This window comes from Nonomuraea glycinis (genome assembly GCF_014646515.1).
In the GTDB taxonomy this organism is placed as follows: domain Bacteria; phylum Actinomycetota; class Actinomycetes; order Streptosporangiales; family Streptosporangiaceae; genus Nonomuraea; species Nonomuraea glycinis.
In genome coordinates, this window is record NZ_BMNK01000003.1 from 1 (window position 1) to 18,227 (window position 18,227).

Genomic DNA, 18,227 nt, shown 5'->3' on the forward strand with positions numbered 1-18,227 from the left:
TCATGCACTGGCTTTTAACACACTGTTGAGTTCTCAAGAAACGGACGCGTACATCCCCGCACCAAACCCCATCAGGGCCGAGCGGCGGAGGCGCTCATTTCGTGTTCTGTTATGTCTTAATCCTGTCAGCCGTTCAAGTCTCTGTCAAATTGACCGGACTCGCTCGACCTGCAGGAATAACCACCGCCCCGCTTCCGGGACAACCCCTCTAACTTACTCCGAAGTCGGATCCTTGTCGAATCGACTCCCCGTGGACACAAAAAATCCACGGACCGGATGGTGCTAGGGAGGTGTCCTGAGTGAGGCCGACGATCACCGCCGTCCTCGTGGGACTGGTGAACTCTATGTACGGCTCCGGGAACCGTCAAATCGACGGTTTACCCGCCTGCGGCAGTGTCACTTCTAAGCCACGGGTACGTACCCTCCGTGGAGCATCGACCTGTGCCGAGAGCCCTCATCATCCTGGTGGGAATCGCCGGCGCGGTGATCCTTCTCTTCGGCATCCGCGAGGTTTCGTCCATCGTCGGGCCTTTCGTCCTCGCCCTGGTGCTCGTCATCGCCGTGTCCCCGGTGCGCACCTGGCTGGCGGCCCGGCGGGCGCCGATCTGGGTGCAGGTCGCGGTGCCGTTCCTGATTCTCGTCATGGTGCTGCTGGCGATGGCCGGCGTGCTGACGATCTCGGCGGTGCAGCTCGGCTCGCTCGTCCCCTCCTACACCCGGGAGTTCCAGGCGCTGCTCGTCGACGCCCAGAACTTCGCCGTCGCCAAAGGCGTCAGCAACGAGCAACTCGACCGGGCGATCGAGAGCTTCGATCCCCAGCGGATCATCGGCATCGCGCAGAGCCTGCTCGGCGGTGTCATCGGGGTCTTCTCGGGATTGTTCCTCATCGTCGTCCTGCTCCTGGCGATGTGCCTGGACGCGCCCGCCACGGCCAGGATCCTGTCCACCAGCGAGGACAGAAGGCCCGCGGTGGTGACCGCGTTGGACACCTTCGCCCACAAGACGCGGCGCTATCTGATCGTCTCCACCGTCTTCGGGCTGATCAACGCGGTCCTCAACGTCCTGGCCCTCACGGTCATCGGCGTCCCGCTACCGCTCCTGTGGGGGGTCCTCGCCCTGATCGCGAACTACATCCCCAACATCGGCTTCGTTCTCAGCCTGATGCCGCCGGCGGCCCTGGCCCTCCTGGACGGAGGCGTCAAGCAGATGCTCCTGGTGATCGCCGCCTACACCGCCATCAACGTCGTCACCCAGTCCTTCATCCTGCCCAAGTTCCTGGGGGACGCGGTGGGCCTGTCGACCACGATGACCTTCATCTCGCTCATCGTCTGGACGTTCGTGCTCGGCCCGCTGGGCGCCGTCCTCGCCATCCCCCTCAGCCTGCTCACGAAGGCGCTCCTGATCGACAGCGATCCGGCGGCGAAGTGGGCCGCCGCGCTCGTCTCGAACAGGCCGCCGCCCTGACCTAACCGCCGTGCAGCAGGTGGCGCAGCGTCACGCCGCTCAGGCGCTTGACGTCGTGTGACAGGTGCGCCTGGTCCGCGTAGCCCGCCGCCACCGCGACGTCCGCCGCCGCGACGCCTGAGCGGGCCAGTCGCAGAGCTCGCTGGAACCGGGCGACGCGCTGCAGCGTCTTGGGCGCGTAGCCGAAGCTCGCCACGGTCCTGCGGTGCAGGTGCCGCTCGCTGAGCCCCAGCTGCCAGGCCACCTCCCGCACACCGCGGCCGGCGCGGAGCCCGGCGAGGATGGCGGGGGCCGCCGGGTCCGGGGCGGGGATCTGTCTCAGGCGGGCCACCACCGCGGCCCGCACGGCAGCGAGCGGGTCGGCCGCCTCCGGATCGAGGTCCGGTACGTCCAGCGCCCCGGCCAGGGATGGCACGGTGCCCAGATCGGTCAGGGGGACACGCTGGTCGCGCAGGTCCTGGAGGGGTACGCCGAAGAACTCGCCCACCGCGCCGGGCCGGAAGCGGATGCCGAACAGCACGTCACCCGGGCGGACCCTGCTGGGCACGGGACCCGTGTCGGGGCCGGCGACGAAGGGCCCGCCGGGGCCCCAGATCAGGTCGACGCAGCCGTCGGGCACCACGAGCAGGGTGCCCTCCCGCTCACCGACCCGCCGCCACAGGCAGGCGACACGCCCGGCCAGATCCCGCTCCGGCGCCCACTCCGCATACATGCCCCCAGGCTAGGCGGCGCCTGTGACACTTCGCCGAGCCAGGCGGCGACCGTAGACGCAGGCGTCTGTGACACTCAGCCCGGTAGACGGCCGTACGCGCGTAGGGTTTTGAGGCGTCCTACCGTCAGGTAGCCGCCCCACTCGTGGGCCACTACCGGCGTCCACATGAGGAAGTTGGGATGCCACCCGCCCTCCTCCGACTGGGCCGCCGGGAGGGCGTCCAGGTGGCGGTCGAGCACCTCGGCGTCGAACAGTGGCAGCCGCAGCGGCGCCGGTGCGAAGTCCAGCGGGAAGTGCGCCTCCCCCGGCGCGTCCGGGTCGAGCGAGACGGTGGCCAGGATGCCGTCCTTCAGGCGGTCGAACTCGGCCAGCGCCCGCTCCCTGTCCGGGACCAGGTCCAGGAAGGTGACGACGGCGCGGGCCTCGTACGGCGTGATCTTGTCCATGGCGGCGACGGCGCGCCAGCAGAAGTCGGTGGCCGGCCCCCGCCAGGGGTGGTCGATGCCGTGTTTGTGCAGGAGGCCGGCGAGGGAGGCGGTGGGGATGAGGTTGCCCGGCGGGTCGTCGGCGGTCTCCCACCAGGGGGCCCGGGGGGTGTCGCGGACGCTGGGCAGCACGAACGGGACGCCGCCGTCCTCGGTGGTGACGCTGAGCAGGTAGTCGCAGGCGGCCGTCACCATCGGATCGGAGAAGGCGTCGAGCTCGTCCAGGATCCAGAACGCCACCTCGACCGGCTCCGGCTGGCTGCCCACGCCGCGCAGGTCGGGTTCGAGCGCGTGGCCGAATCCCCCGTCGGGGTTCTGGTAGCAGCGCAGCGTGTCGAGCACCCGCTCCCGGGACCCGCCGGCGAACAGCGCCTCGAACCTGAGCCTGTCGATCAGCCGGGCGTGAAGCCGCAGGTAGGTGCCTGCTCGGTGAAGAACGTCCATGGGGCGGACGCTACTCGTGGGCCGGTGCGGAAGCTTGTAGGAATCGGACACGCGGCCGGTTTATTCGGTTGCCGCCACAGGGAGGCCCCGCCTAGCGTCGGCGGCATGTGCTTGTGCTTCTACGCGGTTCGCATCCGTCACGGCCGGCCTCTGGCCCGCCGGTGACGCGATGACCGACTGAGCGTCCACCGGCGTGCCCGGGGCCCTTCGAGATCTCCATCGACTCGAGGACCCGGAAGGGCAGCTGTGGCGCAGAATTTCGCACACGGAAACTACTCACACACTCAGAAGAAGGCCAAGGACGGTCGTACGCCCCAGGACAGGGCCAGGCGGGTCCTGTCGCAGAACTTCCTGGTCGACCCGCACGCCGTGGAACTGGTGGTCAAGGCCGCCGGTCCCGAGGGGCTCGTGCTGGAGCCGGGCGCGGGCGAGGGCGTGCTCACCCGGGCGCTGGCCGCGGCCGGGGCCGAGGTGGTCGGCTACGAGGTGGACCCGCGGCTGGCCGGCAGGCTGGCGGCGCTGACCCGCGACGATCCCCGGATCGACGTGGTGCGGGGCGACTTCACCACCGCCCGGCCGCCGCGTGAGCCGTTCGCGGTGGTGGGCAACATCCCCTACTCGATCACGTCCAAGATCGTGCGCTGGTGCCTGCGGGCGCCGGGGCTCACCTCGGCGACCCTGCTCACGCAGCGGGAGTACGCCCGCAAGCGGACGGGCGACTACGGCCGCTGGAGCCTGGTGGCCGTGGAGTCCTGGCCGTGGTTCGACTGGCGGCTGGGCGACCGGATCGGCCGGGCGAGCTTCCGGCCGGTCCCGTCGGTCGACTCGGCGATCCTGCGCCTCCAGCGCCGGCCCGAGCCGCTGGTGGGGTCGGGCCGGGACTATCAGCGGCTGGTCGAGCTGGGGTTCGGCGGGGTGGGCGGGTCGCTGCGCGCCACGCTGCGCACCCGCTACGAGGGGGTGGACGGGGCGCTCGACGCGGCGGGCGTGGCCCGCGACACGGTCGTGGGCCACGTCCACCCCGATCAGTGGATCACGTTGTATGGGCGGCTATGCCGTTGAGGTGACGCTCGCCGGGCCCGCCGGGGTGGCCGGCTCGGCGGGCTCCGGCTCGGGCGGGTTGCGGCGGGCCCACGGCATCGCCAGGAACAGGACCGGCAGCAGCACGATCGACGCGCGCGACCAGTAGCTGTGCAGCTCGACCCAGGTCGCCGGATCCTGGGTCATGTAGATGTAGCCGTAGGCCGCCCAGAGAGAGGTGCCGAGGATCGCCGGCCAGGCGAACCGGGTGGGCCTGGCGATCAGGAACGGCATGAACCAGAGCAGGTACTGGGCGCCCAGCCTGGGCGTGACGACCATGAAGATCAGCAGGATGGCGAGCGTCATGTCGATCGGATCGGCCCGGCGCCAGATCACCACGGCGGCCACGACGCAGACGTAGATCAGGTAGGTGCCGATCTTGGCCATCAGCGGCTCCAGCGACCAGTGGCCGCCGGTGGGCCAGGGAGTCCAGCCCCATTCGCCGACGATCGGCCTGATGTCCTGGATGACCCTGATGACCTCGGGAATCTGGCTGAGCGAGGTGCCCGCGAAGACCGGCAGCGTCACCAGGAAGAACAGCGGCACCACGCCGGTCACGAACAGCCCCACGATCCGCGCCCGCAGGTGCGGCAGGAACAGCAGGAAGCCGGGGATCAGCCAGATCGGCCAGCTCTTGGCGCACAGCGCCAGGCCCATGAGCAGGCCGGCGAGCGCGGCGCGCTTGAGGTCGGCCCGATCGGACGGGATCGGCTTCAGCGCCTGGACCAGCATGCCGAGCGCCCGCCGGGGCACCGCGTTCCGGCCGTCGCGCAGCACGTCCAGCCGGAACCTGGCGACGGCGCTGTCGGTCACGCCCACCCGCTCCGGCGAGCCGGGCCCTCGGGCGACGACGAACGCGGCCACGCCGAAGACCAGCGCCACCGGCTCGACCTGGCCGTGGATGGAGGCGACCAGCAGGGCCAGCGGGTTGAGCGCGTACTGGAAGGCGCGCAGTGACGCTTTGGGGCCGCCCGCCAGCTTGGCCACCAGAGGGATGAGCACGATGTCGGCCACCACGGTGACGAGCCGGCCGGCGTACTCCCATGGGATGCCGAACCACAGCAGGATCCCGTACACATAGGGGATCGTCGGCAGGAAGTGCCAGCCGCCGTTGCTGGCCAGGACCGGGTCCTCGCCGCGCAGCACGGCCTCGCCCGCCGGTTTGAAGCTGTTGACGAAGTCGACCGGCTGCCAGGCGCCCTCGGCCGCGGTGTACATCAGGAGCACGCGGACCGCGATGCCCACACCGATGGCGGCGATCAGGGGTGGCCGCCAGTCCCGCCACTGGGCGATCAGGGCGAGTGCGACTCCGATGACGAGGATGGCCCCCGTGAAGACTGCGTAATCCATGGCGGGATCTAGAGTGCCGTACGAAAAAGCATGGTGCTACCTGCACTTCTGAATTCTTATCCCCGACATGCGGTGCCTTAAGGCGTCAGATCATGACCGTCTGTGCTGAACTTTTCGCATGGGGGGATCGCTAATCAACCAGGCGCTGGTCAGGCTCTACTTCGACGTGCGTGAAGGAGTGCGTGATCCGGTCGCTGCCTGGGCGAAACTCACAGCGAATTCAGAGGTTTATCGGCAGGCGCGGGGCGGGCGCCGGGTTCCCCTCGACGACGACACCGCCGCTGAGCTGGCCGCGGCGGCGATCGTGCACACCGCCGCCGAGCACGGGGCGGACCAGGTGGCCGCGCTGGCGACCTCGCCGCTGGCCGAGCTGGTCGGCGGGCTGGGCGGCGCGGTGCTGACCGAGCAGTCCAGCGCGCCCGCGCAGATGCTCGGCCCGCGCTTCCCCGGGCCGGCCACCGAGCACTGGGCGCGGGCCGCCTATGTGCTGCTGTGGGGGGAGAACAATCGGACGGTACGGGCTCCCGGCACGCCGTGGGTGATCGCCGGGCGCTACAAGGGGCAGAAGGTGGTGGCGATCGGGCCGCATCCGACGCGGCTGTCGGACGAGACGCTGGTCGTCCGGCCCGGCGGCGACGGCGCGCTGGCCATGGCGGTCGGGCATGTGCTGCTCAAGGAGTTCTACCTGGACCGGCCGGCCTTCGCCGAGCACGCGATGGAGTGGACCGATCTGCCGTTCCTGGTGCGGCTGCGCGAGCGCGGCGGCGCGCTGGTGCCCGGCGGGCTGCTCGGGCCGGTCGCCGATCGGCTGAGCCTGTACGGCGCGGACGGCGCGCAGGGGACCGAGGTGCTGCTGCCGCGCTTCGACGACGGGCCGGGCGTGCTGCACCGGGGCGTGCCGGCGGTCCGGGACGGCGAGCAGCTGGTGACGACGGTGTTCGACCTGCTGCTGGCGGTGTACGGGGTGGGCAGGCCGGGGCTGCCGGGCCGTTGGCCGTCCGGTTACGACGATCGCGCCGAGCCGTACACGCCCGGCTGGCAGGAGGCGCACACCGGGGTGGCCGCCTCGCGCACGGTGAAGATCGCGCGGGAGCTGGGCGTGACGGCGGAGAAGACGCACGGGCGGTGCATGGTCGTGCCGGGCTGGCTGGACACGCCGCACGCCGACACCGCCTACCGGGCGATGCTGGCGCTGCTCGTGCTCACCGGCTGCCGGGACGGCTGGGCGCAGCCGTCGGCCGGGACGGACATCCCGCTGGTGCCGTACCTGTGCCTGCACGCGTGCGGCGAGGACCCCGCCGAGGTGGGGTCGCTGAGCTGGGCGCTCGGTGACGGGCTGTTCGAGGACCGGACGTCGCGGTCGGTGCTGCTGGAGGCGGTGCGCGACGGGCTGCCGATGGCGCCGCCGCCCCGGGTGCTGGCCCTGTCGAGGTGGATCTACCCGCTGCCGCCCGAGGTGGACCTGCTCATCGGGCCGGACGAGCGGTGCGATCTGGCCCCGCCGGACGCGCGGCTGATCGCCGACGCGGTGGCCAAGCTCACCACCGCGCCGGTCGAGCCGGGCGGCGCGGACGCCGAACCGGGCGAGCGGCGGATGCGGCTGCTGATCGACCATGCCTGGATGCACGAGTACGGCGAGGCACTGCCGGTCTACCGGCCGCCGGGGGCCGGGATCCCGCTGAAACCCACTCAGCTCGTCCGCATGCCGTGAGCCCGGGGCGGCCTCGCACCGCCCCGGGCCCGGCACCGGTCAGAAACCGGCGGTGATCCTGGTGAACTCCCAGTTGCTCTGGGCGATGCCGCTGCAGTTGGAGGTCACGCCGCCGCCGGGGCAGGGGCGGTCCCGGTTGACGCCCCAGTAGGCGAGCCTGGTCAGGCCCCTGTCCCGCGCCCAGGTGACGATCTGGCTCCAGGTCTGCGGGGTGGTCAGCTCCTGCTGGTCGGACAGGCCGTTCATGCCGGAGATGCCCATGTGGGCGTACGCCTGCGCGTCGGACCAGCCGTAGGCGTTCTTCAGCGCGTTCTTCAGGCCCTCGGCGGCGTTGACGGTGTCGTTGTAGATGTTGGAGCCGCCGAAGTCGAACGGCATGATGGTGAAGTTGTCGATCGGCACGTTCAGGGCTCTGGCCTGGTTGATCAGCCGGACACCGTGCGCGTTCGGGCCGGTCGTGGAGGTGCCGAAGGTGACGGCCACCTTGACGTTCGGGTTGTTCTGCTTGACGATCTTGAGGCCGTTGAGGATGCGGTCCTGGACCGTGTAGTTCTCGAACTCGTCGGTGTTCTCGATGTCGAAGTCGACGACAGCGGGGCCGACGGCGTTGATGACTTGCTGCACGGCGCCGGCGAAGGCGGCCGGGCTGGAGCAGTTCGGGCCGAGCTTGTTGCCCTGCCAGCCGCCGAAGGAGATTTGGACGCTGCCGCCCTTGGACTTGATCGTGTTGATCGCCGCCGCGTCGGCGCCGCCGGTCAGCGGGCGCTGGCCGTCCCAGGCGGGGTTGCAGCCGCCGCTGGACAGGATGAACGCCATGGTGAACGACCTGACGCCGGTGGCGTCCATGACCGTGCCGGGGTTGGGCGGGTCGCCCCAGCCCATCCAGAGGTAGGGCGCGCCGGGCATCCTGGACGGGTTCGGGTCGGGGTTGCCGCCTTCGGAGGTTCTGGCGGTGACGGTGTTGCTCGTGCCCGACAGGTTGCCGGCGGCGTCACGGGCCCGGACCGTGTAGGTGTAGCTGGTGGCGGCGGCCCGGCCGGTGTCGGTGTAGGAGGTGCCGGAGACGGTCGTCACGAGGGTCGAGCCCCGGTAGACGTTGTAGCCGGTGACGCCCACATTGTCGGTGGAGGCGTTCCAGGCCAGCGAGACGCTGCTGGAGGTGACGCCGGTCGAGCGGAGGTTGCCCGGCACGGAGGGGGCGCTGGTGTCGGGGCCGCCGCCGCCGGAGACGACCTTCCACAGGGCGGGCACGACGTTCGGCTCCCAGCCGGGCTGGGAGGTGTGGCTCTGCAGGCACTCGTAGTCGACGCCGTTGTGGGTGACGCGGGTGCCGACGGTGTACGGGGTCCACGCCGTCCAGGCGGGGGCGGCGACGACCACCGCGCCGTAGGCGGCCGGGGCGATGGTGGCGAGGCCGGAGACGGTCAGGGCGAGGGAGGCGAGTAACGCGAGGGCCATTCGACGAAATTTCATGACATTCCCTGGAGGTGCGGCTTGACGGTCCTGGAGAAGTTCCAGTTGTTGCTGGCGTCCCAGTTGATGGACCACGTCATCGCGCCGCGGATGCCCGGGTAGGCGCGCGGTGGCGTGAAGGTCCCGCAGCGGGCGCGCTTGGCCAGGCAGTCCAGTGCCTGGTTGACCAGGGCGGGTGCGACGATCCCGCCACCGGCGGCCCCCGGCCCGGCAGGCAGGCCCAGGGCCACCTGGTCGGGACGCAGGCCGTTCTCCAGCTGGATGCAGGCCAGGGCGGTCATGAAGTCGACCGTTCCTTGTGCGTACGCCCACTGCCGATCGCAGCCGAGCATCGAGCCGGAGTTGTAGAACTGCATGTGGACGACGGTGAGGATGTCCTTGATGCTCAGCGCGAGCTTGAAGTACTCCATCTGCGCCGACTGCATGTCGATGGTCTGCGGCGCCATGGTGATGATCAGGTCGGCGCCCGCCTTGGCGCGCAGCGATCTGAGCGCCTGGGCCATGTAGGTGGCGTTGAGCCCGTTCTCCAGGTCGATGTCGACGCCGTCGAAGCCGTAGCTCCGCATCAGCGCGTACACCGTGTCCGCGAACCTGGTCGCGGCCGCGGCGTCGGCCACCTGCACCCGGCCGGTCTCGCCGCCGACGGACAGGATGACCTTCTTGCCGCGCTGGTGCAGCGCCTGCACGTCGGCCTTGAACTGGGCGTCGGTGTAGCCGCCGAGCGCGCTCGACAGCCCGGTGTCGACGCCGAAGACGACCTCGCCCGGTGTGGCGGTGGCCTCGCCGAACGCGATCGCGATCAGGTCGTAGTCGTTGGGCACTGCGGCGAGCCTCAGCTCGGTGGCCTGGTTGACGAAGTTGTGCCAGTAGCCGGTGAGGAAGTGCGCGGGCAGCTGCCCGCCGGGCTGGCCCGGGTCGCAGCCGGTGGTGGTCGCGGTGACCGGGTCGCTGGCGGGCGACTCCCCCGCCGCGTTGTAGGCCTTGACCGTGTAGGTGTGGGTCTCGCAGGCGCCGAGGCCGCCGATGGTCGAGCCGGTGGCGGTGACCGTGGCCTTGACGGTCGTGCCCTCGTAGACCCGGTAGCCGGTGACGGTCCCGCCGGAGGCTCCCCACGACAGGGCGATGGCGGTGCCGGTGGGGTTCGCCGTCACGGCGCCCGGCTTGCCGGGGACGCCGGGGCCGGGGCCGGAGCCGCCGTCGCAGCTCGCGCCGTTGATCGTGCAGTTGGAGATGCCGGGGAAGTTGCCGGGGCCGCCGTTGAAGCCGAAGCTGACGCTGGCTCCCGGCGCGAGGGCGGACGCCCAGCTCGGGTTGGTGAAGGTGTGCCGCTGACCGTTCCTGGTCAGCACGGCGTCCCAGGCGGAGGGGATGGTGAAGCCGGCCGGGATGTCGAAGGCCACGTTCCAGCCGTTCATCGGGGTGGACGTGCCGTTGGTGACGGTGACCCTGCCTTCGAAGCCGGTGCCCCAGTCGGAGACCTTGACGAAAGTGGCGGAGGCGGCGGCGTGGGCGGGAAGCGCGATGAGGCTGAGGGCGAGGGTCGCGAGTGACACTAAGATCACGCGAGCTTTCACATTTCATCCTTCTTGCCGGCGTGCCATGCGGCTCGCGCCTGGGGGGTTAGCGCAAGCCGCACGGCACGGCCCGCGGGAGGCGACGCGGGCGCTGGGGGGTGACAGCATTCTGTTAGGAAAGTTTCCTAAGAGTTGCCGCGATCGTAGCCTTGACAACCGAGCCTTACAAGACCCAATAAAAGATGCCCCGCCGTACGATCACGGCGGGGCATCGGACGGACGTCAGGGCTGCTGGGTGACGCGCACGTCGTCCACCGCGGCCTCGATCAGCGAGGCACTGGACAGGTCGGCGGCCTCGACGAGGATGCGCACCGTCTGCCCCGCGAAGGCGCTCAGGTCCGCCGTGGCCACGCTCCACGCGCCGTTGCGGTTGGTGGCCGCGCCCGCCTGCTGGAAGACGGTGGCCGTGGTCGAACCCACCACCCTGACCCGGAAGTAGTCCGCGCTGGTGGCGTTCGAGCCGTGCGCGAGGTACCACGACAACGACAGGCTGAGACCGCCGGAGGCGGGCAGCGTGATCGGCGGCGACTGGATCGAGGTGACGCCGCCGTCGACGTCGTGCGTGCCGGCCGAACTGCCCGCCAGGCGGCCGGTCACCAGGTCGTTGGAGCCGCTGACCGTGGTGCCGAGCTGCTTGGCCCCGGAGTCGGAGGTGGCCGCGGGATCGCCGCGCTCCCACTGCCCCGCGGTGGCGGTGTCGGTGCCGTTCGGGTTGGCCGCCCAGCCGGTGGCGGTCTCGAAGGTGTCGCTGTAGACCGTCACCGGCGGGGTGCCCGTGCCGCAGTACTGCGACTCCTTGCCGATGATCCGGTAGACGCAGTCGGAGTACTCGAGGAAGCGGAGCACGGCCTCCCGGTTACGGGTGGTCTGGGGGACGATCTGCTCGTCCGGCGGGTAGAAGCCGGGGTTGGAGCCGACCGGGTACATCTCGAAGGTGTAGCTGAAGATCTTGTACGCGCCCCACAGCCAGTCGTCGATGGTCCCGTCGGTGATGTAGAGGTCGCTGGCCTGCTGGGGGGTGTAGTCGTTGGTGGTGGCCATGTTCTGGCCGAGCGTGGCGTGCGCGTCCCGGTCGTCCTGGGTCAGGCCCGGCCCGGTGTCGTTGAAGGTGTAGCCGTACGGCCACAGGATCAGCTGGCTGTAGGTGTGCCAGTCGATGTGCGCCTTGAGCTGCTGCACGCCGCCGACGACCCGGCCGCGCACCCAGTCCGCCGCCGCCTTGACCTCGGGCGCCGACTCGGCGGCCGCGCCCCGGTAGGTCTCGCTGGAGGTGGACCCGGAGGAGCCGCCGCAGCAGCCCCAGTTGTAGCCCCAGTTGCGGTTCATGTCCGTGCCCACGGCCGACGAGCCGCTGTTCGGCTGCCTGTTCTTCCGCCAGGACCGGTAGCTGCCGGTGGCGATGTCGTACTCGCCGCCGTCGGGGTTGAGGTCCGGCATGATCCAGATCTCCCTGGTGTTCACCAGGTTCGCGATCCGGGAGTCGGTGCCGTAGCCGTCGGTGAGCAGGTCCATGAGGTAGAGGGCCATCTCGACCGTGAGGTGCTCGCGGGCGTGCTGGTGGGCGGTGAACAGCACCTCCGTCTCCGCCTCGTCCGTCGCCACGTTGTCGCTGATTTTGACGCCGATGAGCGGCCTGCCCTCGTAGGAGGAGCCGTAGGTGAACTTCTGGGCGATGGCCGGATGGTCGGCGACCAGGCCGTTCACGTACGCGGTCATCTCCGCGTAGTTGTGGTAGGCCGAGTCCGCCGGCGGGAAGTCAGCTGCCACGGCAGCCGACGGGGATAACGGGCGCGGCACCTCCGCGATCCGGTAGCCGAGCCGCTTGATCGCGGTGACCTCGGCTTCCGTGGCGGTGATCAGGACCGAGTCCCGCGTCACCTCGTCGATGGCGGCGCCGGTCGAGGCGACCGCGCTGCGTTCCTGCGCGGTGGCCGGACCTTGCACCCGGTACTGCTTGTTGGCCGGCGGCTCGGCGGTGGCTCCCGCCCCGGTCATGCCGGTCAGGCAGATGAGTCCCAGGACGGCCAGCAGGATGACTAATCGGCGTCTCACCATGTCCTCCCAGGCGCGCGGGCTTGGTGTTTACGCACGCCTGCACTGAGAGTGAAGAGCCTCGGCCCAGGAGGAAAGACCCAAAAACCGGCGAGTCCAGTGACGCGATACCGTGATATGTCACCACGGCAACCCTCGAGTGAGGCTGCATGTTCTTCGGGATCACCGACATCTGGACCTATGTCATCGGCGCTTTCCTCATCATCCTGCTGCCGGGTCCCAACTCCCTGTACGTCCTGGCCCTGTCCGCACAGCGCGGTGTCCGCCAGGGGTACCGGGCCGCCGCGGGGGTGTTCGTCGGCGACGCCGTCCTGATGGCGCTGGCCGCCGCGGGCGCCGCGTCGCTCCTGCGGTCGAGTCCGGTGCTGTTCGCGATCGTGAAGTACGCCGGCGCGGCCTATCTGGCCTGGATCGGCTTCCAGATGCTGCGCGGCGCCTGGCAGGCGTGGCGGACGCGGCCCGAGGGCGAGCTCGGCCAGGTGGCCGCCACGGCGGTGATGGAGTCCGATCGGCCCGGGTCCAAGGCCGTGCGGCCGTTCCGCAAGGCGCTGACGATCAGCCTGCTCAATCCGAAGGCGATCCTGTTCTTCGTCTCGTTCTTCATCCAGTTCGTGGACCCCGGTTACGCCGCCCCGGCGCTGTCGTTCCTCATCCTGGGGGCGATCATCCAGGTCTTCAGCCTCCTCTACCTGTCCGCGCTGATCTTCGGCGGGAGCTTCCTGGCCGCTCAGTTCCGCACCCGCAGGCGGCTGAGCGCGGGGCTCACCTCGGGGGTGGGCGCGCTGTTCCTGGGGTTCGGGGCGAAGCTGGCCACCACCTCCCTGGGGTGACCGGACGGGTATGGCGAGCCGACGTGGGAGAACACCCTCTCCGAGGGCTGAACGTGGCAAAAGAGGCAGTCACTGCCGAGGGGGTCAGGTACGGTAAGCCACCGGAAAGCGACCGGCAACCATCCGATGCGATCGTCAGGGACGTCCAGGTGGCCGCCAGGTGATATCGAGCGGCCCCTCTGGTCAGCCTGCCGGCCCGAAGTCCGGGTAGTGCCCGGCACATCGGCCTATCTGCGGAGCAAGCCATGACCCACCCACCTTTCACCCTGCCCCGGCTCACCTCCCTGGCCCGCCAGGCAGTGCCGAAGCTGCTCGAAGCGGTCGTGGCGCCGATGGCGGTGTTCTATCTCGCGATGGTGGTGCTGGGGCTGAAGTGGGCGCTGATCCTGACCTGCGCGTGGGTGTACGGCGGGGTGGCCTGGCGGTTGATCAGGCGGATCCCGGTGCCGGCGACGATGCTGCTGGCCGCGGCGGCGATCACCTTGCGCACCATCGTGGGACTGTGGACGGGCACCTGGATGTGGTACTTCATCCAGCCGGAATTGGGCACGATCTGCATCAGCATGGCCTTCCTCGCCTCGGTGCGACTGAACCGGCCGCTCGTGCAGAAGCTCACGCTCGACTACATCCATCTGCCGAACGCGGTGCTCAAGCACGAGCGGGTGCGCAGGTTCTTCGCCCGGATCACGCTGCTGTGGGCGTTCGTGCTGCTGGCGAACTCGACGGTGAGCATCAGCCTCGCGGTGTACGAGTCGCTGGCCGGCTCACTGGCCGGATACATGCTGCTGCGTACCTCAGCGGTGGCCCTGATAAGCGGCCTGGCGATCACCATCTCCGTCTTCGGCTTCAAGCGGCTGCTGCGCAGGCTGCACGTCGCCCACGCCTGAGAGCCCGCCTGAAGGCCCGCCCGCGAGCACGCCTGAGAGCGCGGCCCAGCGCTCGGTCAGCAGGAACGCGCCGCACATGCCCATCACCAGCCCGGTCAGTGTGCCGAACAGCGCCACGAAGTCCGGCCCGCCGAGGATGCCCGAGCCGAGCGGCCCCGCGGTGAAGGTGACGGTGAGCGCGTACAGGCCCCAGCCGAACATCGCCCCGGAGCCGAGCCAGCCGACGACCAGCGGCCGCCAGAACGGCCCGCGCCCGCGCGCCCGCACCAGCACCATCAGCGCGACGCCCGCGGCGATGGCCATCAGGCCCTGCACCGCCTCCCGCATGCTCCCGGCCGGCGTCAGCGCGGCGGCCGTCTCCGGAGGCAGTCCCGCCGTGCCGCCCAGCGCCCAGAAGAGGCGGGTGCCGCCGACGATCCCGGCCACCAGCAGCGATCCCCAGCCCACGACGGTCTGGAAGGGCCGGGTGAGCGAGGGGTGCCGGTGCCCGATCGAGGTGCTGAAGACGGTGCTCCAGCGGTCGCGGGCGTAGAGGACGAACGCCGTCATGAGACCGGCGCCCTGCCCGATGAAGCCGGTGTAGACGGCCAGGTAGACCCACGGCTCGATCGGGCCGCCGGTGTCGAAAACGGACACGCCCTCGATCACCACGCTCAGCGGCGCGGTCACCATCACCACCGACAGCAGCCCCGCGCCCACCCACAGCGGCAGGAGCACCAGCAAGGCGGGCAGCCGCATCCCCCACCGCATGGTGAACGCCAGCGCCAGGACCAGCGCGATCGCGTCCATGGCGAAGGTGAGGGCGTTCATCCCCATCATGACCGAGCCGTTCATCAGCTCCGGGTCGGTGACGCCCACGGAGCTGCCCGTCAGCCAGAGCACCTTGAGCGTGAGGTAGGGCAGCATGGCGGCGATGGCCACGACCGCCGCGGTGATTCGGCCGATTCCGGCCTTCTGCTCGTTCATGCTTCGAGCCTGCTCGGGCCGGCGCGGCCCGGCCTCCCGCGCCGAGGGGATCCTTCTCCCCCGCGAGAGGGAGCTCAGGGCAGGTCGACGGCCAGCTCGAACCCGTCCGCCGTGGGTCCGGCCGCCAGCGTGCCGCCTTCGCGCCGTACCCGCTCGTGCAGGCCCGTCAGCCCGAGACCGCCTGGCCTGGCCGTCGAGCGGGAGCGGGTGGCGGGGCCGTTGGCGACGGCGACGCGGCGCGCCGCGACGGTGACCGTGACCTCGGCGCCCGGCGCGTGCTTGGCCGCGTTGGTGAGCCCCTCCTGGACCACGGCATGCGCCAGCTCCGGCACCGGCTCGGCCAGGCGCAGGGTGATCGCCATCCCGGAGGCCCGAGCCCGGCCGACCAGCGCGACCACATCCTCGCGCACCGGGGACAGCGGCGCGGCATCGGCGCGTGCTGGGGACAGTGGCGCGGTGTCGGTGTCGTCGCGGAGGACGCCGATGATCTGGCGTAGCCGTTCGGTGGCGTCCGCGGCGGCCAGGCGCAGCTCGCCTGCCGCCTTGACCTGGTCGGGTGCCAGGCTGGGCGCCAGCTCCAGGCCGGCGGCGCGGACCGCGATGAGGGCGAGGTCGTGGCCGAGCGAGTCGTGCATGTCCCTGGCGATCCTGGCCCGCTCGCGCAGCCTCGCCTGCGCCTCGGCCGACGACTTCGCCTGCTCCCGCTGCTGCAGCAGCCTGCCGCGGAGCAGGCCTAGAAGGTACGGCACCGCGTAGGTGCCCGCCAGGCCGGTGGTCATGGTGGTCCACAGGCCGACCGTGCCGCCCTTCGCCAGCACCAGGCCCACGCCGATGACCGACAGCACGCCGGCCAGCGCCACGGCGGGCCGGGCCGAGGGCAGCCGCCGGCCGGCGAGGTAGACGTACCCGATGACGAACGGCGAGGTCGTCACGAACGGAAAGATCTTCACGTAGGCGGCGGACGGTGTGAGCCAGGTCAGGTCCGAGGTCGCCACGCCCGTGGCGAAGTCCCACGGGCCGAGCGGCAGCAGCAAGACCACCGCCGCGAGCGGCCACGCCCGGCCGACGAGCACGGCCAGTGCGGCCAGCACGACGCACGGCACGGTGAGCAACGCGAAGGCCGCCGGCTCCTCGAACGGGTCGGGGCCCGAGGCGGCCACCGCGATCACCAGCAGGCACCCCAGCAGCACGTCCTGGACCACCTGGCGGCGGCTCTCGCGGCGTAGACGTCTCACGTCGACGACCGTACAAGCCCTCGCCCGCGCACCGGCACGGCCGATCGTCGATCGCCGGCCCTGACGAAAGTAAGGGTGGTGACCGCGCCACCGCCGGGGTGGTGCTGGCTCCACCTCAAAGGCGGATACCCACACTCCTGTGCCGGGCGGCCGGGACCGGTTTGATCGAAGAGTGTCACCGGGGGGTCGCGCACTCGCCCCTGACGAAAGTCGGGGGTGTTGTGCGCCGATCGACCGATGTGCCATGACCTGCGGGATTTCTAGCTTGTGACGGTACGACCCCTGCCCCCGCTAGGGGACGGGTCCTCGTTCAACCGGGGAAATCCCCGATGTCTCATGGCCCCTCTCGGCGACACGCTGGGCAGGCGCCCCAAATGATCGGAGTACATGCTCATGTCGCACGCTGTCCTGGAATTTCTCCAGCAGGTGATGTCGTCGCCATGGCTGTATCTGGCGCTGTTCGGGCTCGCGCTGCTCGACGGGTTCTTTCCCATCGTGCCTGCGGAGACCTCCGTGATCACCGCCGGGGTGTTCGCGGCGACCGGGCAGACGAACCTCGCCCTGGTGATCGTGGTGGCGGCGCTGGGCGCGTTCGCCGGTGACCACATCTCCTACCTGCTCGGATACAAGGCCGGTGGCCGGATCCGGCGGCGCAAGGCGTTCGTGTGGGCGCGGGACACGCTCGCCGAGCGTGGCGGGCTGGTCCTGGTCGTGGCCCGCTACATCCCCGGCGGGCGGACCGCGACCACGCTCACCATGGGCGCCGTCCGCCATCCGCTGCGCTCGTTCACCTTCTTCGACGCGATCGCGGCCGTCTCCTGGGGCGTCTACTCCGGCCTGATCGGGTTCTTCGGCGGGATGGCGTTCGAGCGGGACCCGATCAAGGGCCTGCTGTTCGGGCTCGGCATCGCGCTGGGCGTCACCGCGATCGTCGAGGTGGTCCGGTGGGTCAGGAAGCGACGCGCCACCAACGCTTCTCCCCAGCGCCTCTCCGTGGACACGTCCGTTTGATCCCGCTCAGTGAACATCCAGTTAGAAAGGAGTCGGCATGATCGTGCTGGCCGCTGCTGTCGCCCTGATCGGATCGCTGTTCTTCGCGCTCGGCGCCGCTCTGCAGCAGTTCGAGGCGTTCGGCACGGCCAAGCCGGGTCTGCTGGCCCTGCTGCGCAGGCCGCGCTGGCTGTTCGGCGGACTGTCCATCCTGGTGGGCGGCGGCCTGCACATCGTGGCGCTGGGCCTCGGCCCGCTGACCGTCGTGCAACCGATGGGCGTGGCCAGCCTGCTGTTCGCGCTGCCGATCGCCGCCACGCTGCACGGCCGCAAGCCCGCCCGGCGCGAGCTGGCGGCGGCGGGCGTGGTCGCGGCCGGGCTGATCGGGCTGGTGCTGCTGGTCCCGGAGTCGGCGGGCACCACCCACCTGGCCCCGCAGGGGGTGCTCACGCTGCTCGGCGTGGCCGGGATCGCGGCGGTGCTGCTGTGGGCGGGCTCGAGGGCGGCCTCCCCGACCGGCCGCGCCGCCCTGCTGGCCACCAGCTCGGGCGTGCTGTACGGCGCCACCGCCACGCTCGTCCGGGCGCTGGTGGACGGCGGCTGGAACTGGTGGTACCTCCTGGCGCTGCCCGTTCCGGCGGTGCTGGCGCTGATGATGCTGCAGCGCGCCTACGCCGTCGGCCACTTCGGCGTCTCCTTCGCCTCCCTGCAGATCGCCGACCCGCTCACCGCGGTGGCCTTCGGCGCCCTGCTGCTCGGTGAGCCGCTGCCCACCGGCGTACTGCCGATCGCGGCGGCGGCGCTCACCGCGGCGGGCACCTTCGCCCTGGCGCGCAGCAGTCCGCTGGAGGCGCGGCTCTGACCGTGACCTGATCCCACCGACCTGATCCCACCGACCTGATCTCACCGACCCGATCTCACCGCTCCGGCCCTCCCCAGCCGGGGTTCCCCTCTCGACAATGGAGTCACCGATC

15 protein-coding genes are annotated in these 18,227 nt (G+C 70.6%); 7 read left to right on the forward strand and 8 right to left on the reverse strand.

The features are described 5' to 3' along the window. The first annotated feature begins 441 nt into the window (after nucleotides 1-441). Complete coding sequence (locus IEY87_RS09550; protein WP_225278252.1) at nucleotides 442-1,464, forward strand: AI-2E family transporter; 1,023 nt, start codon at nucleotides 442-444, stop codon at nucleotides 1,462-1,464. Between the two features lies 1 nt (nucleotide 1,465). On the opposite strand, the gene IEY87_RS09555 is transcribed toward IEY87_RS09550, so the two are convergent. Both IEY87_RS09555 and IEY87_RS09560 read right to left on the reverse strand, forming a co-directional pair. Then, nucleotides 1,466-2,176, reverse strand: coding sequence for a DUF6597 domain-containing transcriptional factor (locus IEY87_RS09555; protein ID WP_189138204.1), 711 nt, complete (start codon nucleotides 2,174-2,176; stop codon nucleotides 1,466-1,468). 74 nt (nucleotides 2,177-2,250) lie between these two features. Continuing rightward, nucleotides 2,251-3,105, reverse strand: coding sequence for a hypothetical protein (locus IEY87_RS09560; protein ID WP_189138205.1), 855 nt, complete (start codon nucleotides 3,103-3,105; stop codon nucleotides 2,251-2,253). Between the two features lie 246 nt (nucleotides 3,106-3,351). On the opposite strand from IEY87_RS09560, the gene erm reads away from it, so the two are divergent. Next, complete coding sequence (gene erm, locus IEY87_RS09565; protein ID WP_189138206.1) at nucleotides 3,352-4,167, forward strand: ErmE/ErmH/ErmO/ErmR family 23S rRNA (adenine(2058)-N(6))-methyltransferase; 816 nt, start codon at nucleotides 3,352-3,354, stop codon at nucleotides 4,165-4,167. On the opposite strand, the gene IEY87_RS09570 is transcribed toward erm, so the two are convergent. Then, on the reverse strand, nucleotides 4,156-5,535 hold the full coding sequence (locus tag IEY87_RS09570; protein WP_225278253.1) for a putative hexosyltransferase: 1,380 nt from the start codon (nucleotides 5,533-5,535) through the stop codon (nucleotides 4,156-4,158). The two genes, erm and IEY87_RS09570, sit on opposite strands and share 12 nt — an antisense overlap. A gap of 118 nt (nucleotides 5,536-5,653) precedes the next feature. On the opposite strand from IEY87_RS09570, the gene IEY87_RS09575 reads away from it, so the two are divergent. Continuing rightward, nucleotides 5,654-7,246 (forward strand): molybdopterin-dependent oxidoreductase, encoded by a 1,593-nt coding sequence (locus IEY87_RS09575; RefSeq protein ID WP_189138207.1) that lies wholly within the window; start codon nucleotides 5,654-5,656, stop codon nucleotides 7,244-7,246. Between the two features lie 39 nt (nucleotides 7,247-7,285). Here the strand turns inward: IEY87_RS09575 and IEY87_RS09580 are convergent, their stop codons facing one another. The 3 genes from IEY87_RS09580 to IEY87_RS09595 all read right to left on the reverse strand — a co-directional run bounded on the left by IEY87_RS09580 (nucleotide 7,286) and on the right by IEY87_RS09595 (nucleotide 12,345). After that, a complete protein-coding gene (locus tag IEY87_RS09580; protein ID WP_189138208.1) occupies nucleotides 7,286-8,719 on the reverse strand; it encodes a carbohydrate-binding protein in 1,434 nt (477 codons plus the stop codon). Beyond that, nucleotides 8,716-10,272 carry a chitinase gene (locus IEY87_RS45600; RefSeq protein ID WP_225278254.1) on the reverse strand — a complete coding sequence of 519 codons (1,557 nt, stop codon included), beginning with the start codon at nucleotides 10,270-10,272 and terminating at the stop codon, nucleotides 8,716-8,718. The genes IEY87_RS09580 and IEY87_RS45600 overlap by 4 nt, the downstream gene beginning before the upstream one ends. 243 nt (nucleotides 10,273-10,515) lie before the next feature. Continuing rightward, nucleotides 10,516-12,345, reverse strand: a complete 1,830-nt coding sequence (locus tag IEY87_RS09595) for a M14 family metallopeptidase (protein WP_225278255.1) — start codon at nucleotides 12,343-12,345, stop codon at nucleotides 10,516-10,518. Nucleotides 12,346-12,494: 149 nt separating this feature from the next. Between IEY87_RS09595 and leuE the strand changes: the two genes are divergently transcribed. Together leuE and IEY87_RS09605 are read left to right on the forward strand one after the other, a co-directional pair. Next, complete coding sequence (gene leuE, locus IEY87_RS09600; protein ID WP_189138210.1) at nucleotides 12,495-13,175, forward strand: leucine efflux protein LeuE; 681 nt, start codon at nucleotides 12,495-12,497, stop codon at nucleotides 13,173-13,175. Between the two features lie 245 nt (nucleotides 13,176-13,420). Further along, the gene (locus IEY87_RS09605) at nucleotides 13,421-14,062 is read left to right on the forward strand and encodes a VC0807 family protein (protein ID WP_189138211.1); all 642 of its coding nucleotides are present in this window, start codon (nucleotides 13,421-13,423) and stop codon (nucleotides 14,060-14,062) included. Here IEY87_RS09605 and IEY87_RS09610 read toward each other — a convergent pair. Both IEY87_RS09610 and IEY87_RS09615 read right to left on the reverse strand, forming a co-directional pair. Then, a complete protein-coding gene (locus tag IEY87_RS09610) occupies nucleotides 13,970-15,028 on the reverse strand; it encodes a hypothetical protein (RefSeq protein ID WP_189138212.1) in 1,059 nt (352 codons plus the stop codon). The genes IEY87_RS09605 and IEY87_RS09610 overlap by 93 nt on opposite strands. Before the next feature lie 74 nt (nucleotides 15,029-15,102). Beyond that, nucleotides 15,103-16,263, reverse strand: coding sequence for a sensor histidine kinase (locus IEY87_RS09615; RefSeq protein ID WP_189138213.1), 1,161 nt, complete (start codon nucleotides 16,261-16,263; stop codon nucleotides 15,103-15,105). Between the two features lie 393 nt (nucleotides 16,264-16,656). On the opposite strand from IEY87_RS09615, the gene IEY87_RS09620 reads away from it, so the two are divergent. Beyond that, nucleotides 16,657-17,274: a DedA family protein gene (locus IEY87_RS09620; RefSeq protein ID WP_189138214.1), complete on the forward strand. Its 618-nt coding sequence runs from the start codon at nucleotides 16,657-16,659 to the stop codon at nucleotides 17,272-17,274. Between the two features lie 37 nt (nucleotides 17,275-17,311). Continuing rightward, on the forward strand, nucleotides 17,312-18,115 hold the full coding sequence (locus IEY87_RS09625; protein WP_225278256.1) for a DMT family transporter: 804 nt from the start codon (nucleotides 17,312-17,314) through the stop codon (nucleotides 18,113-18,115). Nucleotides 18,116-18,227 lie beyond the last annotated feature (112 nt).